This is a genomic window from Bradyrhizobium sp. CCH5-F6, from assembly GCF_001556045.1.
Classification (GTDB): domain Bacteria; phylum Pseudomonadota; class Alphaproteobacteria; order Rhizobiales; family Xanthobacteraceae; genus Bradyrhizobium.
The window spans coordinates 14,540-38,736 of the sequence record NZ_LSIC01000122.1; the positions used below are offsets into that span (position 1 = coordinate 14,540).

At 61.5% G+C, this 24,197-nt stretch carries 24 protein-coding genes; 6 read left to right on the forward strand and 18 right to left on the reverse strand.

The annotated features are described in order from the left end of the window. Window positions 1-97: 97 nt before the first annotated feature. From AX729_RS22285 to AX729_RS22295, 3 genes are read left to right on the forward strand one after another with little or no spacing between them, the layout of a single operon-like run. Window positions 98-1,213: a CaiB/BaiF CoA transferase family protein gene (locus AX729_RS22285; RefSeq protein ID WP_021075802.1), complete on the forward strand. Its 1,116-nt coding sequence runs from the start codon at window positions 98-100 to the stop codon at window positions 1,211-1,213. 2 nt (window positions 1,214-1,215) lie between these two features. After that, on the forward strand, window positions 1,216-2,469 hold the full coding sequence (locus AX729_RS22290; RefSeq protein ID WP_245325322.1) for a thiolase family protein: 1,254 nt from the start codon (window positions 1,216-1,218) through the stop codon (window positions 2,467-2,469). Window positions 2,470-2,488: 19 nt separating this feature from the next. After that, window positions 2,489-3,262 carry an SDR family NAD(P)-dependent oxidoreductase gene (locus tag AX729_RS22295; protein WP_021075800.1) on the forward strand — a complete coding sequence of 258 codons (774 nt, stop codon included), beginning with the start codon at window positions 2,489-2,491 and terminating at the stop codon, window positions 3,260-3,262. Window positions 3,263-3,320: 58 nt separating this feature from the next. Here the strand turns inward: AX729_RS22295 and AX729_RS41665 are convergent, their stop codons facing one another. The 8 genes from AX729_RS41665 to AX729_RS22335 form a co-directional block, all read right to left on the reverse strand. Then, entirely contained in the window at window positions 3,321-4,403 is a 1,083-nt protein-coding gene (locus tag AX729_RS41665) for an acyl-CoA synthetase family protein (RefSeq protein WP_315588522.1), read from the reverse strand. Continuing rightward, window positions 4,400-5,125 (reverse strand): ABC transporter ATP-binding protein, encoded by a 726-nt coding sequence (locus AX729_RS22305; RefSeq protein WP_021075798.1) that lies wholly within the window; start codon window positions 5,123-5,125, stop codon window positions 4,400-4,402. The genes AX729_RS41665 and AX729_RS22305 overlap by 4 nt, the downstream gene beginning before the upstream one ends. Before the next feature lies 1 nt (window position 5,126). After that, window positions 5,127-5,909 (reverse strand): ABC transporter ATP-binding protein, encoded by a 783-nt coding sequence (locus tag AX729_RS22310; protein WP_021075797.1) that lies wholly within the window; start codon window positions 5,907-5,909, stop codon window positions 5,127-5,129. Next, entirely contained in the window at window positions 5,906-6,871 is a 966-nt protein-coding gene (locus AX729_RS22315; protein ID WP_021075796.1) for a branched-chain amino acid ABC transporter permease, read from the reverse strand. Before AX729_RS22315 ends, AX729_RS22310 begins: the two co-directional genes overlap by 4 nt. 3 nt (window positions 6,872-6,874) lie before the next feature. Beyond that, window positions 6,875-7,756, reverse strand: coding sequence for a branched-chain amino acid ABC transporter permease (locus AX729_RS22320; RefSeq protein WP_021075795.1), 882 nt, complete (start codon window positions 7,754-7,756; stop codon window positions 6,875-6,877). Between the two features lie 62 nt (window positions 7,757-7,818). Then, window positions 7,819-8,982 carry an ABC transporter substrate-binding protein gene (locus AX729_RS22325; RefSeq protein ID WP_021075794.1) on the reverse strand — a complete coding sequence of 388 codons (1,164 nt, stop codon included), beginning with the start codon at window positions 8,980-8,982 and terminating at the stop codon, window positions 7,819-7,821. A gap of 38 nt (window positions 8,983-9,020) precedes the next feature. After that, entirely contained in the window at window positions 9,021-10,748 is a 1,728-nt protein-coding gene (locus tag AX729_RS22330; RefSeq protein ID WP_021075793.1) for an FAD-dependent oxidoreductase, read from the reverse strand. Between the two features lie 47 nt (window positions 10,749-10,795). After that, window positions 10,796-11,566, reverse strand: a complete 771-nt coding sequence (locus AX729_RS22335; protein ID WP_021075792.1) for an SDR family NAD(P)-dependent oxidoreductase — start codon at window positions 11,564-11,566, stop codon at window positions 10,796-10,798. Between the two features lie 176 nt (window positions 11,567-11,742). Between AX729_RS22335 and AX729_RS22340 the strand changes: the two genes are divergently transcribed. Beyond that, window positions 11,743-12,582: an IclR family transcriptional regulator gene (locus AX729_RS22340; protein WP_021075791.1), complete on the forward strand. Its 840-nt coding sequence runs from the start codon at window positions 11,743-11,745 to the stop codon at window positions 12,580-12,582. On the opposite strand, the gene AX729_RS41535 is transcribed toward AX729_RS22340, so the two are convergent. Further along, complete coding sequence (locus tag AX729_RS41535; protein ID WP_156457148.1) at window positions 12,579-12,989, reverse strand: hypothetical protein; 411 nt, start codon at window positions 12,987-12,989, stop codon at window positions 12,579-12,581. The genes AX729_RS22340 and AX729_RS41535 overlap by 4 nt on opposite strands. Window positions 12,990-13,459: 470 nt before the next feature. Between AX729_RS41535 and AX729_RS39860 the strand changes: the two genes are divergently transcribed. Beyond that, window positions 13,460-13,606 carry a hypothetical protein gene (locus AX729_RS39860; protein WP_021075790.1) on the forward strand — a complete coding sequence of 49 codons (147 nt, stop codon included), beginning with the start codon at window positions 13,460-13,462 and terminating at the stop codon, window positions 13,604-13,606. A gap of 38 nt (window positions 13,607-13,644) precedes the next feature. Here the strand turns inward: AX729_RS39860 and AX729_RS22350 are convergent, their stop codons facing one another. Genes AX729_RS22350 through AX729_RS22385 form a run of 8 tightly spaced genes read right to left on the reverse strand, consistent with a single transcriptional unit; the run spans window position 13,645 to window position 21,795 of the window. Then, window positions 13,645-14,805, reverse strand: coding sequence for an acyl-CoA dehydrogenase family protein (locus AX729_RS22350; RefSeq protein WP_061026514.1), 1,161 nt, complete (start codon window positions 14,803-14,805; stop codon window positions 13,645-13,647). Window positions 14,806-14,857: 52 nt separating this feature from the next. Next, the gene (locus tag AX729_RS22355) at window positions 14,858-15,322 is read right to left on the reverse strand and encodes a MaoC/PaaZ C-terminal domain-containing protein (RefSeq protein ID WP_061026515.1); all 465 of its coding nucleotides are present in this window, start codon (window positions 15,320-15,322) and stop codon (window positions 14,858-14,860) included. 14 nt (window positions 15,323-15,336) lie between these two features. After that, window positions 15,337-16,509: a thiolase C-terminal domain-containing protein gene (locus AX729_RS22360; RefSeq protein WP_061026516.1), complete on the reverse strand. Its 1,173-nt coding sequence runs from the start codon at window positions 16,507-16,509 to the stop codon at window positions 15,337-15,339. Between the two features lies 1 nt (window position 16,510). Then, window positions 16,511-18,682, reverse strand: a complete 2,172-nt coding sequence (locus AX729_RS22365) for an acetate--CoA ligase family protein (RefSeq protein ID WP_061026517.1) — start codon at window positions 18,680-18,682, stop codon at window positions 16,511-16,513. Next, the gene (locus AX729_RS22370) at window positions 18,679-19,821 is read right to left on the reverse strand and encodes an acyl-CoA dehydrogenase family protein (RefSeq protein ID WP_061026518.1); all 1,143 of its coding nucleotides are present in this window, start codon (window positions 19,819-19,821) and stop codon (window positions 18,679-18,681) included. The genes AX729_RS22365 and AX729_RS22370 overlap by 4 nt, the downstream gene beginning before the upstream one ends. Next, entirely contained in the window at window positions 19,818-20,231 is a 414-nt protein-coding gene (locus AX729_RS22375) for a Zn-ribbon domain-containing OB-fold protein (protein ID WP_061026519.1), read from the reverse strand. Before AX729_RS22375 ends, AX729_RS22370 begins: the two co-directional genes overlap by 4 nt. A gap of 15 nt (window positions 20,232-20,246) precedes the next feature. Further along, window positions 20,247-21,032 carry a glucose 1-dehydrogenase gene (locus AX729_RS22380; protein WP_061026520.1) on the reverse strand — a complete coding sequence of 262 codons (786 nt, stop codon included), beginning with the start codon at window positions 21,030-21,032 and terminating at the stop codon, window positions 20,247-20,249. A 1-nt stretch (window position 21,033) separates the two neighbouring features. After that, window positions 21,034-21,795, reverse strand: coding sequence for an enoyl-CoA hydratase/isomerase family protein (locus AX729_RS22385; RefSeq protein WP_061026521.1), 762 nt, complete (start codon window positions 21,793-21,795; stop codon window positions 21,034-21,036). A gap of 262 nt (window positions 21,796-22,057) precedes the next feature. On the opposite strand from AX729_RS22385, the gene AX729_RS22390 reads away from it, so the two are divergent. Continuing rightward, on the forward strand, window positions 22,058-22,852 hold the full coding sequence (locus AX729_RS22390) for an enoyl-CoA hydratase/isomerase family protein (RefSeq protein ID WP_061026522.1): 795 nt from the start codon (window positions 22,058-22,060) through the stop codon (window positions 22,850-22,852). Window positions 22,853-22,910: 58 nt separating this feature from the next. On the opposite strand, the gene AX729_RS22395 is transcribed toward AX729_RS22390, so the two are convergent. Then, complete coding sequence (locus AX729_RS22395; protein WP_061026523.1) at window positions 22,911-24,098, reverse strand: ABC transporter substrate-binding protein; 1,188 nt, start codon at window positions 24,096-24,098, stop codon at window positions 22,911-22,913. Window positions 24,099-24,197 lie beyond the last annotated feature (99 nt).

Below are 24,197 nucleotides of genomic sequence, written 5' to 3' on the forward strand. Positions count from 1 at the left end.
ACTTTTGGGTCAATTAATAATTTAGTCAGTAAAATTATAGACCAACGAATAAAATCTGCAAGCTTAGGCTCTGCATATCCGGGGAAGAGACATCGTCATGTTGCAGCTCGAGGGTATTCGTATTGTCAGCCTGGCTGAGCAATATCCCGGGCCCTACGCGACGCTTCTGATGGCCGATCTTGGGGCCGACGTCATCCTCGTCGAGCGTCCGGGCATCGGAGATCCCGCGCGGCAGTTTCCGGCGTTCCACGCCGCGCTCAATCGCAACAAGCGCTCGGTGGCGCTCGATCTCAAGGCGGACGGCGACAAGCAGCGGTTCCGGGATCTCGTCGCTTCTGCCGACGTCCTGCTGGAAGGGTTTCGGCCCGGCACCATGCAGCGGCTGGGGCTGGGTTATGAGGCGATGGCCTCGATCAATCCCCGTTTGGTCTATGCGTCGATCTCCGGCTTCGGACAGACCGGCCCCTACCGCGACCGACCCGCCCATGATCTCTCCTACCAGGCTCTCGCCGGATTCCTGCACGCCCAGGCCGCAACGCGTTCGACGCAGCTTCCGAGCGATATCGCGGTTGGCGACCTTTCATCGGGGATGTTTGCGGCGCTCGGCGTGCTTGCGGCGCTGCTGGCGCGCGCGCGCATGGGAAAGGGGGCGTATATCGACGTGTCGATGACCGACGGGCTGGTATCGTGGATGTCGGTCATGGTTGGCCCGGCGATGAACGGCGAGCCGCTCGCCGACATCGCGGCAGAGCCCGCTTATGGTCTGTTCGAATGCCAGGACGGCAAGCTGCTGTCGCTGTCGATCGCGCATGAGGACTGGTTCTGGCGGCCGCTTTGCACGCTGATCGGCATGGAGGACGTAGCTGATCTGAAACGCGCGCAACGAACCCGACGGGAAGTCGAACTGGTTGCGCGCATCGGCAAGGCCATCGCCGCCGCGCCACGCGGCCAATGGGCCGACAAGCTTGACGCCGCGGGAATCCCCTGGGGTCCCGTCAGCGCAATTGACGAAGTCGCGGCCGACCCGCACTTCATCGAACGGGGGCTGTTCGGCGAGGTGGCCGACAGCGATGGCAGGCGTCGCCGCTATGTCGCGCAACCCTTGATTATTGACGGCCACCATCCGGGACCGACGCGGGGCGTGCCTGGCCTCGGCGAACACACGGAGGAAGTGCTGTCCGAACTGTCGCTAAGGGCACAGAATATAACCTGAGAATGGGAGCCGCCGCCATGGAAGACGTATACGTCGTGGGCGTGGGCATGACGCCGTTTGGCCGCATGCTCGACAAGGACATCAAGACGATGACGAAGGAGGCGGTCAACGCAGCGCTCGCGGATGCCGGCCTCGCGACCACGGCATTGGAAGCCGCCTACTTCGCCAACGCGTCGCAAGGACACATGGAAAAGCAGCACATGGTGCGCGGTCAGATCGCGTTGCGGTCGATGGGGATCGGGCAGATCCCGGTCGTCAACATCGAGAACGCGTGCGCGAGCGGCAGCTCGGCGCTGAACCTGGCCGTCACCTTCCTGAAAGCAGGCGACGGAGACGTCGCGCTTGCGGTTGGTGCCGAGAAGATGTTCTCGAGGGATCGCGAGCTTATGTTCGGGTCATTCGACAGCGCCTGGGACATCAGCCGCAAGGACGAAATCGGCGAGCGGCTCATGAAGCTTGGCGAAGGCATCGATCCGCCGCCCGGCACAACGTCCGACAAGCCCTACAGCGTATTCATGGATGTTTATGCGGCGTTCTCCCGCTTTCACATGGCGCGTTTCGGAACGACGCAGCGCCAGATCGCCGCAGTCGCGGCGAAGAATCACCGACACTCCGTTGAAAATCCGCTGTCACAGTTTCGTACGCCCTATTCCATTGACGAGGTGCTGAGCGCGCCGCCGATCACTTATCCGTTGACGCTGCCGATGTGTTCGCCGGTATCGGACGGCGCCGCGGCGGTTGTGGTGACAACTGCAGCGGGACTGAAGCGCTATGGCATCGATCGGTCGCGCGCGATCCGGGTGCTGGCATCCGTGGTCCAGACCGGCAGCGACCGTGACCCTTCGGACGTCGAAAACCATTGCACCGCACGCGCCGCCAGGCGCGCTTACGAAAAGGCGGGCGTCGGTCCGGGCGATATCTCAGTTGCCGAAGTGCATGATGCCACCGCCATGGGCGAGATCATCCAGATCGAAAATCTCGGCCTGTGCGCCTTTGGCGACGGCGGCGCCATCAGCGAACGCGGCGAAACCGCCATCGGCGGGCGCGTCCCGGTCAATCCGTCGGGAGGGCTGGAGTCGAAGGGGCATCCGGTCGGCGCCACCGGCCTCGCGCAGGTCCACGAACTTGTCGCGCAACTGCGTCATGAGGCCGGGGCCCGCCAGGTCGACGGCGCGCGGATCGCGATCGCCGAAAATGGCGGCGGACTGCACGGTATCGAAGAAGCGGTGGCGTGCGTGACCATCCTGAGCAAATAGAAGACAACGAGGATATTTCATGGAGCTTCATGGCAAGATTGCCGTAGTGACGGGTGCCGCTTCTGGACTGGGGCTTGCGACCTGCAAGGTGCTCGCCGCGGCCGGCGTGCGTATCGCCGGTTTCGATCGCGACGAGAAAAAATTGCAGGCACTAAAGTCGAACCTCGGCGATGCGTGCCTGGCGCGCGTCGTCGATGTCGCCGAAGAGAGCAGCGTGAAAGACGGGATCGCGGCGGTCGTCGCCGCGTTCGGCGGCGTTCATGTCGCAGTGAATTGCGCGGGGGTCGCCGATGCCGCCAAGACCGTATCAAAAGGCGAGCCGTTCCCGATCGCGACGTGGAACAAGGTGATCGCGATCAACCTGACCGGTACCTTCAATGTCATCAGATTCGCTGCGCTCGCGATGACCAGGAACACCCCTGACGCCGAGGGTGGCGAGCGCGGCGTCATCGTCAACACGGCATCGGGCGCTGCATCCCAAGGGCAGGTCGGTCAAGCGGCCTACAGCGCCAGCAAGGCGGGCGTAATCGGCCTGACGCTTCCAGTTGCCCGCGACTTGGCGCCACACGGTATCCGCATAGTCTCGATCGCGCCGGGGCTGTTCGATACCGCAATGGTCGCAGGCATTCCGGACAATGTCTCTCAGTCGATCGTCGATCGCATGATCCTGTATCCGAACCGGATGGGACAACCGCGGGAATTTGCCCGGCTGGTGCAACATATCGTCGAGAACTCGTACCTGAACGCGACCACGCTCGATCTGGATGCAGGCGCCCGCATGCAGTCGCGTTGACCACGTTTCCTCTGGCAATCGGCATCCGATATGCTACCTGATCGACTGCGATGGCATCTCAAAATTCCGGTGATGGCAGCGCCGATGTTTCTCGGGACCGGATCTGGTCGTTGAGACCTGTCAAGCTGGCGTGATCGGCACCTTTCCGGTGCTCAACCAGCGCACGACGGACGGTTTCGAAGCGTGGCTGGCCGACATACGCGGCCGGCTCGCCGGGCAACATTGCGCGCCCTTTGGTGCGCAATTCGTCGTTCACTCCACCAATCCTCGGCACGCGGCAGACTTCGCCGCGGCCATCCGTCATGAAATTCCCATCGTCATCACGACCCTCGGAATTACGCGAGAACTGACCGACGCCATACATACCTATGGCGGGCTGGTGTTCCACGACGCGACCACGATGAAGCATGCCAAGAAGGCGCTCGACGCCAACGCCGACGGGATCATTGCCGTCTGTGCCGGTGCGGGTGGCCGGCGCCAGCTTTCTCGCCCAGACGCTGAACCGCCCGTACGACAACCCGAAGGACCACAGCAGCTTCAACGTCGCGCGCGAGATCAGCCCGAAACTGTGGAAGGATATCTGGACCGCGGGACAGGGAGTCGGCGGCGTCAACGACATCATTCCGGTCGCAGAACTCTGCGCGCGGCTACAGCGGGAATGGCGCGATGGTATTCGGCGCCTCTCTGCCGCGGTCGGATGAGGCAGCCCGTCGTGGCGGGTTACCTTTACCGCTACGTCTGCCGTGCGCTGATTTAACAGCAGCCCGATCGAGGTCGCCCCCGCAGTCCTCGGAAGTTTATCGACCAACACAACGTGCTTCGGCCGTTTGTAGCGAGCGATTTGTCCGTTCACGAAGTCGATGATTTCGCCGGCCGGATTCGCGCGGTCATCGCCATCGACGACCGCGATGCTGCGCCAAAACAGCGGCCGGCCCGCGGATTTCGGACGGTCGCGGTACGGCGAAAGCATCGCCAAGCCCGAGGCTTCGGATTGACCGAACGTCGCCCAGAAAGTTGCATTCGGATACTCGGTCTCGAAACGCTCTATGGTTGCGGGGGTATCCAGTCCTGTAAGAGCACGCAGCGATCCAAGCAGTTCGCGATCCGGTCCTGACTCGGAGATGCGGTGGGTTTCCATCAAGTAGCCGCGTTCCCCCCAAGAAACGCCTCGACGACACTCGGATCATTCAAGAGATCTGCGCCTGCGCCGCGCAGAGTGATCTGCCCCAGAGACAGCACGCAGGCGCGGTCTGCGATACGCAGCGCTGCTTTGGCATTTTGCTCAACCAGAAGTATCCCAAGTCCCAATTCGTGTCGCATGCGCAAGATCAGGCGGAATATTTCAGCAACGACCTGAGGTGCGAGCCCCATCGATGGCTCATCAAGCATCAGCACCCTTGGTTTAGCCGCCAGGGCCCTGCCAATGGCCAACATCTGCTGCTCGCCGCCGGACATAGTGCCCGCCGCCTGCGTCCGCCGCTCTACGAGGCGCGGAAACAGCTCGTAAATCCGGTCGATCCGATCGGCGACTTCAGCATGCGGCTGGCCATAGCCGCCGAGAGACAGGTTTTCTTCCACCGTCATCTCGGCAAAAACGCGTCGTCCTTCCGGCACATGACGTAGGCCAGCGCGCGCGATCATTGCTGGAGCGGTTCCAGCAATCGGTCGTCCGTCAAACACGATGGCGCCGGAGCGGATCGGGTTGAAGCCTGAAATCGTATTGAGAAGCGTCGATTTCCCGGCGCCGTTGGCGCCGACGATGGAGAAGATTTCACCTTTTCGAATGGCGATGGAAATGCCGTGAAGCACTTCGACCGGGCCGTAGCCAGCCTTCAAATCGGCAATAGAGAGAAGCTCGGTCATTTCAGGCCACCGCCTCATCCGCGCCGAGGTAGGCAGCAATCACGTCCTTGTTCGATGCGATGTCTTTCGGCGTACCCTCTGCAAGCTTGCGACCGAAATTCACCACAACGATATGCGAGGAAATCGACATCACCATGCCCATGTCGTGTTCGACAAGCAGGACGGCGCGGCCATCTGCGGCGATCTCAGAAAGCAGACGCGACAGGTCCGCCGTTTCGCTTGGATTGAGGCCCGCGGCGGGCTCGTCCAGCAACAGCAGCTTGGGATCTTGCGCCAATGAGCGGGCGATTTCGACGCGGCGCTGAAGCCCATAGGGCAGATCCGTCGCCAGACGCTGCCACCACTGCTCGGCGACGCCCGCACGCGTAAGACACTGCGCGGCGCGAGCAGCCATTTCGTCATTTTCTTTCATGACCACCCAGGGTCGGAACACGGAACTCAACAGGCCATGCTGGCCGAACCGGTAAGCGCCCGCCATTACGTTGGTCAGAACACTCATGCCATGCGCTATCTGCGGGGTCTGATACGTTCGCGCGATGCCGGCCGTGCCGCGCTGATGCGTCGGCCGAGCGGTGATGTCCTCTCCTTCGAGGCTGATTGTGCCACCGTCGCAGGCGAGAACACCCGTAACGAGATTGATCAGCGTGGTCTTGCCTGCGCCATTCGGACCTATCAGCGCCGTGACTTCCCCGGCGACCAGGTCGAACGACACGTCAGACACGGCCGCAATGCCGCCGAATCGCTTCGACAGGCCCTTGATCGAAGCCAGAGGCGTGCTGCTCATGCGACGCTTCTCTTGCGGGTGACAAGGCGGAACAACGTTTCTCCAAGACCCCGGGGAGCGAACATCATGATGCCTACCATGACAAGACCATAGATTAGGTGTTTGGCGTGATCGAAGCCTTCGAGTAGGTTGGGCAGGACTATGATGGCGAAGGCGCCGAAGATCGCGCCCCAGACGGTCGAAAGCGACCCGAGGATGACCATCATCAAAAGCTCGATGGAGAGCCCGACACCGAAGGCGCTGGCGTTGAATGAGCGTAGATAAAGCGCCAGAAGAGCGCCAGACAGGCCGGACAAAGCGGCGGCGATGGCGAAGACCATAGACTTGGCCCGAACCGTATCGACGCCCATGCAAGCGGCAACGAGTTCGGATGTTCTTAGCACCATCAGGCCGCGCCCGAACCGCCCGTCTACGAGTGATACGGCGACGGCGATCGCCGACAGCAACGAGATGCCCGCCAGAATGTAGAGTATACGCTCGTGGCTGAAACCCGCGATCGCCAGACTCGGCAGATCGACGATACCGGGGTCGAGGCCACCGGTAACGCTGCGCCATTGCGCCGCCACGACGAAAAACACGGCGCCGAGCGCCAATGTGCCCAGCGCGAGATTGTGGCCCGACAGGCGCAGGATCGGTCGGGCGATCAAGAAGCCGAGCAGCCCCGGCAATAGCACCGCAGCCACCAGCGCCACGGGCGCTGGCAGCGCCAGCTTCTGCAGGGCAAAGGCCGCCGCATAAGCGCCAATGCCCATGAAGGCGCCTTGGCCGAGCGAGACCTGCCCTGCGTAGCCCAGCAGCAACGTAAGGCCAATGGCCGCGATAGCGTGGATCATCGACAGGATCAGAATCGAGCGATGGAACTGGCTGGTCAGCGCTAGTTCTGCGAGCGTAAGAACCACAGCAAGGCCTGCGAGGATAACCGCGTCATGCCGGAGGTTGGAATTCGATGTCGAAGTGGTCATGGCTCAGACCCGTGTAACGATGGCGCGACCGACGAGGCCCTGCGGCCTAAGGATTAGAACGAGAATGAGAAGGATAAAACCGACGGCATCCTTGAAGCCGGAGGCGACGTATCCGGCGGACAGGCTCTCAACAACGCCGATCAACAGTCCACCGACAATAGCTCCGATGGGGTTGCCCAGCCCGCCGGCGACAGCCGCCGCGAAGCCCTTGAGACCAAGGAAGATGCCGTTTTCGTAGAACGCTGCGGATATCGGGGCGAGCATCGCGCCGGCCAAACCACCGAGCGCACCCGCCAAGGTCATGGCGATGGCGGCGGCGCGCTTCGGCTCGATGCCGCAAAGGGCGGCGGCCCTCGGTTCTTGACTCGCGGCGCGCATTGCCTTGCCGAACATGGTTTTCGAGAACATGTACCACAAAACGGTGCTGGTCAGCGCCAGGACGAAGATGATCCAGAGGCCTTGGCTCGGAATGTAGACGTTGCCTATCAACACCAGCGGCAAAAGCCCGAATTCCGGCACGAACGTGATTTCACGCCCGAAGGCGAGCGCGGCTGCCCCGCGCAAGGCGAGCGCCACGCCGATGGTCAGCATCACCAGCGTCAACGGATCGGAACTGCGCGCCATCGCCATATCGAGAATGCAGCGCTGCATCAGCCAGCCGGTAAGCGCCGCACCCGCTACAGCGAGCAGGAGCGCCAGCGACATCGGCAGTTTGGCGGCCTGCGCCGCGCAGGCAAGAAGAACGCCGCCGAGCATCAGGAATTCGCCGTTGGCGAAATTGATCAGTTTGGTAGCATTGTACACAATGGTGAAACCAAGTGCCGCCATGCCGTAAATGCAGCCGACGACGAGGCCCGTGATCAGGATTTGCAGCAGGGTATCCATTTTACCTCCAGGCTTTGCTTCGGTCGCTGACGGACGGATTGCAAGACCGCCCGCCCTGCAGGTCACTTCACGGTGACGAACTTGCCGCCTTGAACCTGCAGCATCACCATCGACTGCGACTCCCGGTCGAGGCCGTTGTGGTTGGCGTCAGTGAAGCGAAACATCCCGTTGGCGCCGGGGAAGGAAATGCCACTGCGCATGGCTTCCGCCAGCTTCTCGCGATCCGGGGACCCGCCAGCCTTTTTCAGCGCTTCCTCGATGAGCAGCATCGCGTCCGAGGGATGCCCGATGAAGGTCGTGGCGTCGGCTTTGAACTTCTCCTTGTAATCGGCCGCGAGTTTGGTCACCACTGGGCGCATCGGATCGTTTGCGGCAAGGCTCTCGGGCGCGAGCAGACGCATGGACGATACGTAAGACTTCTCCGCTGCCGCGCCGGCCTGCTCGATCAGCTGCGGCGAGGCAGCACCATAGCTGTTGTAGATCGGCTTGTTGTAGCCAATGGCCGCCGCGTTCTTGAGTATGATGGTCGGACCGGGGTTGACGCTCCAGATCAGCATCGCATCGGCGCCACTCGACCGAATCTTGAGGATCTGCGGCGTCATGTCGGTATCGCGTGGGCCGAACTCTTCCGCTGCGTTGACCTTCAGTCCGAGTTGGCTGGCTACCTCTTTGACGACTGCGGCACCGGCCTGCCCAAAACCATCGGCGGAGGACAGGATGCCGACGGAGGTGGCGCCCTTGACCTTCATGAAAGAAATCAGGTGCTCGGCAACGATGCGGTCGGTCGGTGGAGTCTTGAAGACGTAAGGGGTTGGGGGCACAACAACCGCTTCCGCGCCTGCGAAGCTGACGAGCGGCACCTTGTTTTCGTTTGCGACCGCGCGGATCGCCAGGCTTTCGCCGGTCGTCGAGGGGCCGACCACAACATGCACCTTGTCTGAATCTATTAGGCGGCGGAACTGCTGGGCCGCGATTGTGCCGTTGCCTTCGGTGTCGTAGAGGAACGGCCTGATCTTGTTACCGGCCATGCCGCCGCGCGCATTGATCTGTTCGACGAGCATCTCGAAGGCGTTCTTCTGTGATGCGCCGATGAAGGCCGTTGGCCCCGAGGCTGCGATCAACGCACCAATGCGGATTTCCTTATCCTGGGCCTGCGCTGCTCCCAATAAAGCGACGGCCATAGTCAGGCCCAGACCGGCGGAAAGCAGGTTTCTGCATGTTGTCATGATGGGTTTCCTCCCTTAGAGTTTCTCGATACTGGTCTTCAGTTGCGTTCGCTGGCCGCATGGAGGCCCGCGATGTAACCAAAGGTCATGCCCGGTCCGAGCGTGATGCCGCCGCCGGAATAATTCCCGCCAAGCACGCTCGCCATGTCATTGCCGACGGCATAAAGCCCCTTGAGCGGCGTATTGTCAGGGCCGATCACACGCGCGTGTTCGTCGGTTTTGAGGCCTGCGAAAGTGCCGATATCGCCGGGGACGACCCGCACAGCGTAGAATGGACCGGTCGCGATCGGCGCGAGGCACGGGTTCGGCTTGACCTCTGGATCGCCGTGAAAACGGTTGTAGGCGGTCGAGCCTTTGCCGAAGGCAGTATCCGTGCCAGTCGGAACGTCCGCGTTCCAGCGGGCGACCGTTTCCTCGAAAGCGTTTCGTTCAATGCCCGCCACTGATGCAAGCTCGGCAAGAGTGTTGCCGCGCATCAGGTAGCCGGAGCGGATCGAAGGTTGAAGAGGTAGCGGCGCCGGTTTCACATGGCCAAGACCGTATTTGCGGATGGTGCGGTGATCGGCGATCAGGAATGCCTCCGCCGGTTGGTCCGAAGGGCACGCACATTCCATGCCCTGCACGAAATCATGATAGCTGTTGGCTTCGTTGACGAAGCGGCGTCCGGCTCGCGAGACAGCGATGACGCCCGGCTTGCCGCGGTCGATGAAGTGGGGGAACGGGCCCTTGGTACCATCCTTGCGCGGCACAAGGCTGGTCGGAGCCCAGGCACCCGCGTTGGGATAATCCTTGACGACCTCGCCGCCAACCGACTCGCCCAGACGTACGCCGTCTCCAGTGTTTCCAGGACTCGCCGCCGACCAATGCTCGCTCTCACCGGCGCAGTGATTGTAGAGGGTCTGCCGCCTGGCAAAATCAAACGGAAAGCCGCCACAGGCCAGTACGACGCCCTTGTTCGCCAGCACACGGCGCCTGCCTTTTGGTGTCAGCACTTCCGCACCGACGACATGGCCTCTGTCGTTTCGGATGAGCGTTCTCACCGGGCTGTCGAGCCAGATCGGCACGCCGAGTTCGCACGCCGACCGAAACAGTCGCGCGGCCAGCGCATTGCCGTTGGTCAACAGCATCGACCGGCCCCGCACGGAGCGGTCGAACCCGAATTTGACCAAACGTTTGGCGACGTAGAGGAAGGATTCCAGCCGCTGCGTGGCGCGATAGAAGTGCCAAAGCTCTTTACCAGAGCCGATTGCGAGGCCATAGAGCGTTAGCTCAGGCCGCGGCGGTCGCAGCTTGTCAATATCCGATCCGAGAATTGTCGCACTGACAGGTTGCGTCAGTATCGAGCGACCGCCCGGCGTGCCACCCGGCGCATCCGGATGGTAATCCGAGAATGCGGGAGCCGCTTCGAACCGCACCTGCGTATACGCATGCATGAAGGCAACCATCTCGGGACCTGCGTCGAGAAATGCATCGACCCTCGCAGCGTCGTAGTGGTTGCCCGATTCGTGCTTCATATACGCGAGCGCCGCGTCCTTGCTGTCCTTGACCCCAGCTTCGATGCTCACCGGATTGTTCGGCACCCAGAGATAGCCGCCCGATAACGCTGTTGTGCCACCGAACACCGCTTCCTTTTCGGCAACGATAACCTTCAGCCCCTTCTTCGCGGCAACGATGGCGGCAACCATGCCGCTTGCGCCGGAGCCGGCGACCAACACATCGCAATGCTGGGTTTCATTTGGAATCGCGTGCTTGGAAGAGGCAACCATGGCAGATCATCCATAATACAAGATACAAGCGGTTATGGTGGTGGCGTTCATGAAGTAAGATACCCACCCTCGACAGGTAGCATGACACCGGTCACGTAGGAGGACATGCGTGAGGCAAGAAATAGCGTCGGCCCCACGAGCTCTTCGGGCTCGCCTACGCGCCCCATCGGCGTATGATTCAGAAACCGGGCCATCACCTCGGGATTAGCGCGCGTCCCTTCGGTCATAGGCGTGGCAATGACACCTGGTGCAATCCCGTTGACGCGTACCCCGTCCGCTGCCAGATCGGCCGCCAGCGCCTTGGTCAGCTGAATGACAGCGCCCTTGGTGGCGGCGTAGCTGGCCGAATTCCGATAGGCGACGAAGGAAGCAATCGAGCCGACATTGACGACGCGTCCCTTGGTGCGCCGCAGCTGCGGCAGCAGAGCTATCGTCATGTTGGCAGTGCCGTTCAGATTGACGGCAATCTGCGCGTCGAGGTGGTTGAGAAATTCAGGGTCGTCGGGTGCGGTGCGGCGCGTGATCCCTGCATTATTGATCAGCACAGCCACATCACCGAACACCTCCCTTGCAGTGGTTGCAAAAGCAAAGCACGCAGCACGGTCCGCAACATCGAGCCCATACCCTTCGGCGTGTCCGCCCACAGCCTTGATCGCGTTGGCCGTTGCGCAGGCACCCTCGGCGTATCGATCGACGACGATTACTGAGGCTCCGGATGTGGCAAGTCCGCGGGCGATAGCGGCTCCAATGCCCTGCGCCGCCCCCGTGACGACAGCGACATCGCCGGCCAGCAGGCCAGAAATGGATCCGTCGTGCATCTGCCTCTCTCCCCTAGCATCAACTGTTGCTGCGCACAGTTACGTCTCGTATTGTTCGTACTAGCTTCGATAGTTATACAATTCGTAATAAACTTCCTATTCTGTAATGATGCTTCCTGCGAGCCAGGCTGTCAAGCCTGTCGGATTAGGCAACTTTGCCGCTGTGAAGGACACTCATGGTAGACCGCTCAACCGAACCTCTGCCGGAAAACGCGCCTGGCGCAGACAAGCCGACACAACTCGGCATCCAATCGGTAGAGGTTGCTGGCGATCTAATTCACGCACTGATCCAGGCCGATGGGCCGCTCAAATTGGCCGATCTGGCGCAGAGGGCAGGCATGCCCTCTGCCAAAGCGCACCGATATCTCGTCAGTTTGATGCGCGTCGGATTGGCGCGGCAGGATGCGGCGACGTCTCGATACGACCTCGGACCTGTAGCTTTCCAGCTTGGGCTCAAGGGGTTCAGTCGCTTCGAGCCGTTGCAAGTGGCTGAAGCGACGCTGCACACACTTGTCGATCAGGTCGGCGAGACAGCGGCGCTAGCCGTCTGGGGCGAAAAGGGCCCTACGATGATCAAGGTCGTCGAGGCCCGGCATGACCTGGCGAGTACCATGGCGCCGTCGCACCACTGCCCGCTGACCTATTCCGCGACGGGGCTCTTGTTTTGTGCCTACGAAGACCCGGTTCGTACGGCCACCGCAATCGAGCGCGAGTTGGACCAGAACCGACGGTCGGGCCGTCTCAACGTACCGAAAGAACGGGCGTCTCTGGCTGGAATGATGCGTGAAATCAAGGAGCGCGGTTATTCTTGCCTGTCAGACGGCGGTGGTGACGGCTTCGGCGCCGTAAGTGCACCGGTGTTCGATATCACCGGCAAGTTGATCATGGCCCTGACAGTGTTTGGTCGCTCAACACGCGTCGACGCGAAACCAAATGGAGCACTTGGAAAACTCGTCGCCGATACCGCAGCCGAACTATCGGCCTCGCTCGGATACCACGGCGCGCACGGGCGTTAGATTGGCCTGCCCCACGGAGCGGTACCACGGCTCATGTTAGAGTCCGGCCGTGATCGGCCAGCATTTGGCCTGGCCGGAGCGAAGCACAGGCCAGGCCAGATGCTGGCGGGAAGATCGTTTCTGGTGCCGGCGGCCGATAGCCGAGCGAGGAGCGCGGCGTAACGTTGTCGTAGTAACGCCGCCATCGCTCGAATTATGGAGCAACGGCACCAAGTTCGGGGCTGGTCGCGGCCGGCTGATTTCGGCTTCAATGCAGCATGGCCGATCAGCTCATCATTCAAATGTTCAAGCAAAAGCGCGCCGAGATCAGCGGCATGATTGCTGCCTACCAAGCCAAGATCGAGCAGGCTCAGCACGAACTTGCGTACATCAATGCTGTGCTCCGTCTCGTCGAGGGTGGTGAGCAAGAGCGCGCTCAGTCTTCACTCGCGCGAAGACGGGGGCCTGTCCATCGTCCCCCGGGGGGAGAATTTGCGCCCATCAGCCTGACCACACTTAGAAGCCTTGCCCGACGCAGCTAGTCTAAAACGCGGCTGGTCATATCGTCAAGTACGCCCAGACGCACAACCTCATCGGACACCTGCGCCGAGGCAACGCCGCCGAAGGCGCTAACCACCGAAATTATCAGCACGCCCCAAATAGCCCTTCTCATCGCTTCTCAAGCAGCGGTACGTTGAAGATGTTTCATCCTGCGTATTTCGCAAAAATTGGACAGCAATTTTGCTAACTGACGGACAGCTGGGGTAAGGGCTTTTGGTTACCTGGTTGTTGAGGTCAACCGGGATTCGTTTCGCTGTTTTCGACGTCGGTCAAGGGGCGCGCGGATTTTTTCCTTCGCATGCTGTCGCCTTCAAGGGCGATACGGTGGGAGTTGTGTATGATCCTCAGGAAGCTGGGCACCTATCTCGGCCGCGTCATCCGCGACATTGGCCGCAAGATCGAAGGTGACGGCGGGCTCGAAGCGGCGTTCGCAAAGCTGCTATTGCTGGCGCGGCGTGTGCGCGAGCGCGCCTGTTCCGGCTAGGGAGGTTCGACGAGAGATACCACGCATTGTCCGTCCTCCTATGAGAGCATTGACTTGGCGATCACGTTGCGGAGGATTTCGCTGGTGCCTCCGCCTATCGTTCCGACCCTGGAATCGCGGAAATACATCTGCATTTCCGAACTCATCATCAGTCCCGCGCCGCCCATGATCTGGATGCCGGCATCGGCGCACTTGGAATTGCTTTCGGTGGCGAATATCTTCGTCACCGCCGCGGCCGTATTCGGCGCGACGCCCTTGTCCATGAGGGACGCGAGCCGGTACGTCATGACACGCGATATCTCTGCCATGCTGCGCATGTCGGCTATCCTGTGGCTGATGGCCTGATACTCGGTGATCGGCTTGCCGAACTGCTTCCGCTGCTGGGCGAAATCGACCGCGGATTCGATGATCCTGTAGCAATTCCCGCTCGCCGCCGCCGAAAGGCACAGCCGCTCGACGTTCAGGCCACGCATGATGTTCTTCCAGCCGCCGTTGACCTCGCCGAGGACGTGGGTCGCCGGGACCTTGACGCCGTCGAAGAACACCTCGTTGGTATGGATCATGCGCCTTCCGAGGCCCCGCAGATGGCGGATGGTCACGCCTTCGGCCTTGGCGTCAACGAGGAAGAGCGTGATGCCCTTGTGCCGCGCCGCCGGATCGGTCTTCGCCGCGACCACCAGGTGGTCGGCCACGTGGGCACAGGTGATATAGACCTTCTGGCCGTCGATGACGTAGTCGTCCCCCTTGGCCACCGCCTTGGTCTGGATGCCGCTCGCGTCCGAACCCGTGTCCGGCTCCGTGAGACAGAAGGCCAGCCGCAGCTGTCCCGCTATCAGCCGCGGTAGAAGCGACGCCCGCAATTGCTCGCTTGCGCCGAACTTCAGGTGCATGCCGCCGTAGACAACCGTCGTCAGATAGGCCGACGCCATCTGCGCGTTGTGGTAGGCGATCGCCTCGATCAGGACCGCCAGATCCATGTAGTTTCCGCCGGCCCCACCGTACTGCTCATCGTGCGGCAGACCGAGCCAACCGCTCTCCGCGAGGGCCGCGTACGCGTCGAACGGGAACTCGCTGTTGTCATCCAGTTCGGCGATCTTTGATGCGGGGAGCTTTTCGCTCAGGAGCTGGAGCACGCTTTCGCGCATCCGGACCTGGTCGTCGGTCAGTTCGAATTCTTCGTTGCTCTCGAAAAGATGCATCTTCCGTCCTTGGGATTGTCTCGTTCGCGAAGAGATTGGCGTCGGACGCCGACTATTTCGGTCGGCGGCGATACAGCAGCGTGGCCTCCATCTCCTGCACGATATGGCCGTCGTGACGCACGCATTCCCGCTTGAAGGTGACGACGCCCCGATCGGGCTTGCTGGTTTCCTTCTTGTCGACCACCTTCGATCTCAACCGGATCGTGTCGCCGTGTTTGACGGCATCCAGCAGACGCCATTTGTCTATCTGCAGCAGCGCCAGCAGCGTCCCGTCGTTGATGCCGCTCGCGTACTGCAATCCGCCCATGATCGCGTAGACCAGAGGACCGTGGGCGATGGGTTCGCCGAACTGCGTCGTCTTGCAGTATTCGAAGTTCGTGTGCACTTCGTTGAAATCGCCCGACAGGCAGGCGAAGTTGATGATGTCCGTCTGCGTCACGGTGCGCGCCGGACTCTCGAATTCCTGACCGACCTCGAAGTCATCGAAGTAGCGTCCACGTGGCTGGGCGTTGCTCATTACGTTTTTCCTTTTCAGTTCGGCTCGTTTCCGAGGATCAGTGTGCAATGCGAGGACAGGATTCCGCCCTCGTTGTGGATCAGCGCGAGTTCGGCATCCTTCACCTGGCGTGGACCAAGTCCGCCCCGGAGTTGTCGGACGCCCTCGACAATGCCGAACAGCCCGCCTGCCGCGCCCGCATGCGCGTGGGACAGCATGCCACCATGCGTGTTGACGGGCAGCTTGCCGCCGATCGACGCTCTGCCGTCCGCGAAGAAGGCGCCGCCCTCGCCTGGCTCGCAGAATCCCAACTCTTCCAGTTCGATGAGCGGCACGATGGAGAAGCAATCGTACAACTGGGCGACGTCGATGTCGGCGGGCTTCACGCCGGCCATCTGATAGGCCCGTTCACCCGACTGCTTTGCTCCGAATTCAGTGAGACTTGGCGCGCACATTAAATGCTCATGAGTGTGATGCTCGCCGATACCGAGGAGATAGCTCGGCTTCGATTTGAGATCCTTTGCCCGCTCGGCGGACGTCACGATGAACGCGCCGCCTGCGTCAGAAATCAGACAACAGTCGAGCATGCCCAGCGGATCCGCAATCGGCTTTGCCGACAGGACGTCATCCAAGGTGATCGCGCTCTTCATGTGGGCATTGGGATGCAGCAGCGCGTGCCGGCGCGTGTTGACGGCAATGTGGGCGAGATGCTCGCGCGTGGTGCCGTAGACGTGCATGTGGCGCTTCGCGATCATGGCGTAAAATCCCGGGATCGACCCTCCGTACGGTTGCTCGAAATAGGGATGTCCGACGGCCAGCAGGGCCGTGATGGCGGAATCGCGCGATTGTCCCGTCGCACGGTTCTCGCCGGCGCAGACCAGGATGGTGTCCGCGCTACCTGCTAGGATCGCCTCCGCCGCGTGCTTCAGCATCACGGCGGGCGACCCGCCTCCCACGACGACGGACGCGTTGTAGCGGGGTTTCAGTCCGAGGTATTCGCACAGGACGGATCCGAGCATGAAGTATGGCTCGGTGAACGAGTACGCCGTCAGAACGCCGTCGATGTCCGACATCTTGAGACCGGCGTCATCCAGCGCACGTTTCGCCGCCTGGGCGTTCAGGCCTAAGCCGGTCATGCCCGGCACCTTGCCGATGTCGGACTCTCCGACGCCGACGATCGCTATTTTTCCGGAAGCCAATCTGTTCATCTCAATTCCTCTTGCTGCTCAAACCGACCAACGCATCGACGGCCACCGCGCGATCTGCCGAAACCTTGATCGGATTGACGTCCAATTCCGCGACCTCTTCACGAAGGTCGCTGATCATTTCGGAGATGCGGCATACGGCTTCCGCGAGGGACCGCACGTCGGCCGGTGCTTGGTTGCGATAGCCGAACAGGAGGCCACTGCCGCGGAGCGACCGGAGCATGTCGAGTGCTTCGGTGACGCTGACCGGCGCGCGTCTGGTGTGCACATCCCCGAGTATCTCGACGGACGTTCCGCCGAATCCGCATGTGATCAACGGCCCGAACTGGGCGTCGACCGAGGCGCCAACCATCATCTCGGTCCCGCCTGAGACCATCTCCTGAACGACGATCCCGTTCACGGTGACCGGCCCGCTCAGCCGTCCCACGGCCTCCTCGATCTCCCTGTAGGCGTTGCGCACGGCATCTGCGTCCCGAAGGTTCAGCCGCAGCACACCGGCTTCGCTCTTGTGCGGGATGTCGGGAGAGTCCGCCTTGAGGACGACCGGATAGCCCAACGTCTCGGCGTGGGCGACCGCCTCGTCCGCGGTTTTGGCGAGCGCTTCGCGGTTGACGGCCACGCCATACAGTCCGAGCAGCTTCTTCGACTGCGCTTCGCTGAGGACATACCCCTCGCCGACTTTCGCGAGTTCGGCGATCGCAGCGTTCTTGACTTCGACGGTGCTGAGCCTTCCCTCACCCGACACTTGCCGCTCGGCCCTGCCATAGTAGTCGAACCATGAGCGGATCGCCTTCATGCAGCGGCCCATCGATCGGAACATCGAGATCTTCCGGCTCTTGTCGTAGATCTCGCTTCCTGGGCCCTCCAGCCATTCGTTGAACCAGACCAGACAGATTGGCTTCGAAAGCTCGGCCGCGAGGCGGTCGAGATGAATCGCCCTCTCCGTCGTGATGGGCTTCTGCGCCGACAGCATCGGGACGACCACGACCCCGTAATTCGGATCGTCGGCGAAAGCCTTGATGCACGCGCTGTAGAGATCGAAGCTCTTCAGGGTCTCCGCGGTCATGTCCGTTGGATTCGAAACGGACCCGAAATCCGGCACCAGTTTCGACAGGCATGCCACGGTGTCCGGCTGAGGCGCCGGCATCGCGACGCCGTACTCCTCGGCCTTGTCTCCGGAGATGACGGCCGCCCCTCCAGAGCTCGCCATGACGCCGGCCCCGGGCCCCTGCGGGACGCCCGCGCGCTCGAAGAAGCATGCCGTCTCCAGCACTTCCTCCCAGCTGTCCACCACGATGGCACCCATCTCCCGGAAGGCCGCGTCGTAGGCGGCATTGGAGCCCGCCAGGGTGCCGGTATGGGAAAGAGCGGCCTTCTTGCTAATCGCGCTGCGCCCCATCTTGTAGATGATGAGCGGCTTCCTGGCGGCGAAGGCTCGCCGGCCGGCCTCGATGAGGCGCTCGCCGTCCCGAATGCCTTCGAAGAGGCATGCGATCACCGAGGTGCTCTCGTCGTCGACCAGGTAGTTGATCAGGTCGCAGATATCGACGTCGCTCGAGTTTCCGGCCGACAGGAATTGCGAAAATCCAATTCCCCGCTGCAAGGCCTGAATGACGGTGTATCCGAGACCGCCGCTCTGGCTGACCAGGCCGATCCCGCCGGAGATGATCGGCATTTCGTTGAACTTCGGCATGAAATGCATGCCGACCTTCGCAGCGAAATTGATGATGCCGACGCAGTTGGGACCGATGATCCGCATACCCGTCGACTTCGCTATCTCGGCGAGTTCACGCTGCGCGGCCGTCCTGTCCACGGTGCCCAATTCCGCGAAGCCCGATGAATAGACGATGGCACCGCCGATTCCCTTGGCGGCGCATCTTCTGACGAGATTCGCCACCTGTTCCTGGGGAACCGAGATCACAACGGCGTCGGGCGCCTCCGGAAGCGCCTCGATCGTCGGGTATGCCTTGTGGCCGAAGATCTCGTCCCGCTTCGGGTTGATGGGAAACAACCGTCCGCCGAACGTCGCGAGATTCTCCATGGTCCGCGCCCCGAACGATCCGGGCGACTCGGATGCGCCGATGACCGCGATGCTCGCAGGGTTGATCAGCCTGGTGAGCTCTTTGCGGCCGAACAGTTCGGTGCGGTTCTCGATATAGCCTTTAACCTGCGTCACAGTCCAAGCTCCCGTGCGATCAAGCCTCTCTGGATTTGCGAGGTGCCACCGCCGATGGTCGCGTTGCGGGCGTCACGCCAGTACCGCTGCATGTCGTGGTCGTGGGTGTAGCCAGCACCTCCGAGTATCTGCATGCCCTGCGTCGTCACCCGCGCGAACACCTCCGAGACGAACAGCTTCGCCATGCACGCCTGCTTCACGCACGGCAGGCCCTGGTCGTATCTCCAGGCCGTCGAGGCGGTGATCCATCGAGCGGCCTCGACGTCCGTTGCCATGTCGGCCAGCATATGGGCGATGACCTGGAATTCCGCGATCGGCTTGCCAAACTGCTTTCTCTCACCCGCGTAACGAACCGCGTCGTCCAACGCCGCACGCGCGTTCCCGAGATAGTTGGCGGCGAGCAGGATCCGCTCCCGCTCCAGATGCTTGTTGATGTATTTCCAGCCGCTGTTCTCCTCGCCAATCAGCATCCGGTGCGGAAGGCGAACATCGTCGAAGAACACCTCGCACAGACCGAGGATGCGGCGACCGACCACGTCGAGCCGGTTGATCGTGATGCCCGGAAGGTCGTTGGGAACGAGAAACAGCGAGATACCGGCATGCTTCGTGACGTCAGGGTTCGTCCGGGCGGCCAGCACGATCATGTTGTTGGGTGCGTGCGCTCCAGACGAGTAGAGCTTCTGACCGGAGATCACGTAGTCGTCGCCGTCACGACGGGCTTTCGTCTGGAGCGAGGCCGCGTCCGATCCCGATCCCGGCTCGGTCAAGCTGAACGACAGCTTGATCTCGCCCTTCACAACCTTCGGAAGGACCTCGGACTTGATCTCCTCGCTCGCGAAATCGGCGAGGATCATCGCACCCCAGCCGATCAACGCGAGGCGTGTTGCGAAGTCGACGCTCGGCCTGGCGATTTCCTCCAGCGCGATGGCGCAATCGGCTATCGGCGAGCCGACGCCGCCATATTCCGCGGGCACCATCATCGCCAGAAGGCCTGCTTCCGCCATCGCCGCGTAGACCTGCTCCGGCAATTGACCGGTGCGGTCCCATTGACGGACGTCGGCCGGCTTGCAATGCCGCTTCACGAACGAAGCCGTCGTCTCGCGGACCAGTTTCTGCTCGTCGCTTTCGTCGAAATTCACGGGCGGCCCTTCTCTAGCGCGAATTGCGGAAGCTTGGACCCTTCCCGGTCCTCGAACCTGAGGGTGACGCCGTCGCCGATTTCGACCTCAAGCGCGCTCTCCCCGACGATGTTGCTCATCATGCGCGGCCCCTCAGCCAGATCGATCAGCGCGACAACGTACGGCGTGAGGCCGGCGAAGGCCGGCGAAGACGCGCGTCGGATGATCGTGAAGCTGTGGACCTTTCCCTTTCCCGCAGCATCGATCCACTCGAGTTCCGTCGACCAGCAGAAAGGACACAGGTATCGCGGCATGAAATGCACTTCGCCGCAGGATTTGCAGCGCCGGAGCACCAGCTTTCCTTCCTTCGCGGACTGCCAGTAGGTGGCGGAGTCCGCGTTTGCCACCGGAAGCGGGAGTTGTTTTTCCACTTGTTGTATCCTCTTCTATTTTTCCGAGACGTATTTCAGCCACCGGCCACCATCGACGATGAGGTTCTCCCCGGTCACGAAGCTCGCGAGATCGGATGCGAGGAAGGCCGCCGCGTTGGCGACTTCCTGCTTCTTTCCGAAGCGACCGAGCGCCACGCGACTGCGCTCCTGTTCGGCTTGTCCGCGCTCTTCGTAGATGCGCTTCGCGCCTTCGGTATCGCCGATGGGCCCGGGAGAGATGGCATTGACCCTAATGCAGTCGCCGCCCCACTCGACAGCGAGCGTGCGAGTAAGCGAGAGGATGCCCGCCTTCGCCGCCGCGGCGTGCGCTGCGCCCGGCCAACCCGAAAGTGCCTGCATGGTGATGATATTGATGATGCAGCCGCCCCATTTCGATTCCCGGAGGCGCGCGTAGGTCGCGCGACACCCGTGGAACGTGCCGTTGAGATCGATGTCGATGACGGTTCGCCACGCATTCGAGGACATCTCGGCCGTCGGACAGAAGAAATTGCCTGCCGCGTTGTTGACGAGAATGTCGACCGATCCGAAACGCTTCACGACGGCGTCCACCGCGGCCGACACCTGGTGGTAGTTCCTGACATCCGCCTGGAACGCCGCGATCTCCGTCGTCCCTTGCGAGCACAGAGACGATGCGGCGCTTTCGAGCCGCTCCGCGTTGCGGCTTACTATCGCCACCCTGGCGCCGAGCGCCAAGTACTGTTCCGCTATGCTCAGGCCGATTCCGCTTCCGCCGCCCGTGATTAGAGCAACCCGGCCTTTCAGTAGGTCCGTCGAATACATGCTAGTTCGCCTTCTTGAGTTTCATTTTCGCAGCCGCCATGGCCGCCCGGTGCCCTTCAGACGCCGTGGCCAGTCCGAATGCGTCCGCCTCATGGCGCAGCGCGCCGGGGAGATGATCCGCCCACGCCTGCGCGCACAGCGATTTGGTCAACTGGAGGGCTTCCGACGGAAGCGACGCGAGTTCCTCTGCAAGCTTCATCGTGTGCGCTTCGAGCTCGCCCGCGGGAGCAACGCGACGCGTCAGGCCCAGGGCCCGCGCCTCGTCAGCCCGTATGACGCCACCCGTAAGAAGGACATCGAGAGCCACCGCAGGGCTCGCCTTCGCCTGCAGAAGGAAGCTCGCTCCCCCGTCCGGAACAACGCCGAGCTTCACGAAAGGGAAGCCCAGACTGGCATTCTCGTCGAGGACGAGTATGTCGGCCGCAAGTGCGAGCGAGGCACCTCCACCGAACGCCGCGCCCTGGACCGACGCGATGACGATCTGCTTCATGTTGATGATCCGCAGATGCTGGGTCTGAGCCGTGACGATGCGGTCTCTCCAAGCCATGGGCGTATCCGGTATATCGCCAAGGTCTGCGCCGGCGCAAAATGCCGCACCTGCGCCCTGCAGCACGATCACGCGCACGTGTTCATCGATCTCGTCGAGACGCCGTGCAAGCATGGCCCTCATCTCGATCGATAGCGCGTTGCGCTGCTGCGGCCGATTCAAGGTGATGACCGCGATGCGATCACGAATGAGCAATTCCACAATATCTGCGGACAATGGCGCGTTTCCTGACTTGCGGCTTGCGTTAGTTCGAAGCGCAGCTTGCCTGCAGGTCAGCAAGAGACGTGCCATGGGTCTGCGTTCACGCTTCGCGCGTCTTTTTCATGTAACGCAGACGCACGGTGTCCACTCGTGACACATGCCGCCCGCGGTCTGTCCGTGACGCGTACACATTGCTTCGTCATACCGACTAGAAGACGCCCCCGGTCATACGGCATATCATTTGCACCGTGGATTGCCTTACAGAAGGGAAACATCAATGGACCCAAAGCAGATTCGACTGGACCGCGACGGCTCGGTCATGATCATCACGCTCAACAACCCGAGCACCAGAAATTCACTTACCTCGGAACTCCGGGACGAACTCGGAAACGCCATCAAGGAGGTTTCCAACGACCGTTCCGTGCGATGTGTCCTGCTCGCCGCGGCCGGACCCTCGTTCTGCGCAGGCGGAGACTTCAAGATGCTCGAAGTGGCATCCGATCCATGGTCGGTGCACCGGCGCTTTTCGAGCCTGAAGGATTGGCTGATCCCTCTCATTTCGCTCAACAAGCCAATGGTGGTGGCGGTCAATGGTCACGCCGCGGGCGGCGGAATGGGTCTGTCGCTCTGCGGCGATGTTCTCTTCGCATCGGAGAACGCAAGGTTCATGGCGGCCTTCTTCCGCCTCGGTGCCGTCCCCGACATCGGCATGATGTATCACCTTCCTCGACTGATCGGGATGGCCCGGGCGAAGTCGTTCCTCTTTGGCAATCAGACCTGGACCGCCCGGGAAGCGTTCGATCAGGGCTTGGTGACGAAGGTGTACTCGGACGAGACACTCAAAGAGGAAGCCCTCGCCGAAGCACGTAGGCTGGCCGAGGGCCCCTCAGAGGTCATGGGGCTTGCGAAGCAGCTCATGGCGCGCACCTTCGAGACCAGTTTGCACGACATGTTCGCCTTCGAAGGACTGGGTCAGGCATTGGCGATGTCGAGCGACGAATTCAAGGAAGGGTTGCGAGCCGCAGTCAACCGGCGTCCCGCAAACTTCGCTGCATCTTCCGGCAAAGAATAGGTGCTTCGTTTGTGATGTTTGCGAGAAGGGCCGGAACGAAGCGGCCCTTCTCGGTCGATCATTTTCCGGAGATCACTGGACCGACTAGGTCCCATCCCTCTCCGTTGAAGCGAGCCATCTGGAGATCCTTCATCGGAGCGTAGTCGTTCGCACCGGTCTTGAGGCGGATGCCGGGGAGAACCATCGGAAGCTGCATATCTAGGTTCTGCGCCTGCTTCATGATGTTTTCGCGCGATAGATCGTTTCCGCACTGCTTGAGCACCTGAACCAGCGTCTGCGCGTTCGAGTAGCCGAGCACGTTGAATTCATCCGTCACGTCTCCCGACGGATAGTATTTCTTCATCCAGCCGAGCCACTCCTTAAGCGCGGGATCATCCGCCAGTTTCGGGTCCGCCGGATCCTTCAGATAATGAAGCGCCAGAACACCCGAGCTTGCGTCCGTTCCAACCTGTCTCAGGACGGCCGCCGATGCGGAGACGGTCGCAAGCATCTGCATCGGCTTCCAACCGAGTTCATGAGCTTTGCGCATTGCTTGGGCCGCGAACTTGGCCGTGGAAAAATTCATGAAGACATCGGCGCCCGAGGATTGAAGTGTGACAACCTGCGAGTCGATCGTCGGATCGGAGATATTGTAGCTCAGTTCCTTCACGATCATGGCGTCGGCTTTATCGCCCAGGCGATCGCGCAGGCCCTTTATGTAGTCTTTTCCGAGATCGTCCTTTTGGTAGAGAACGGCGATCTTCGCATTCGGGCGGTTGTTCAGTAAGTAAGTGGCGAAGGCGTGGCCCTCCAACTGGTAGTTCGGTTGCCATCCCATGGTCCAGGGAAACTGCTCGGGATCGGCGAAGCGGGTCGCTCCCGACGTCGGAAACAGATGCGGCACCTTCTTGATGTTCAGATATTTCTGAATCGCAGCGTTCGTCGCCGTTCCAAGCGTATCGAAGATCAACAGGACGTCCTCCTGTTCGACGAGCCTGCGCGTCTGCTCGACGGTCTTGGGAGGACTGTAGGCATCATCCAGGCTAATAAGCGTGATCTTTCGACCATTGACGCCACCGTTCTCGTTTACCATGCGAAAGTAGGCTTCGTTGGCTCTCGCGATGGTTGAATAGTGGGATCCGGGCCCACTATACGGCATGGTTTGGCCAATCTTAATTTCCTTTTCGGTCACTCCATGGACTTCCTGCGCGTTTGCACCGCAAACAGACAGCAACAGCCCCAACAAGCATTGAGTATACGTACGCATTGCGAAATCCTCCCTTTTCGATGGCGTCGCAAGCCCTATGCCAAGTGCCTTTCGCTCAATCCGAACGGACTTTCCGCTTCTTGGCGTCTCCCGGTGTCG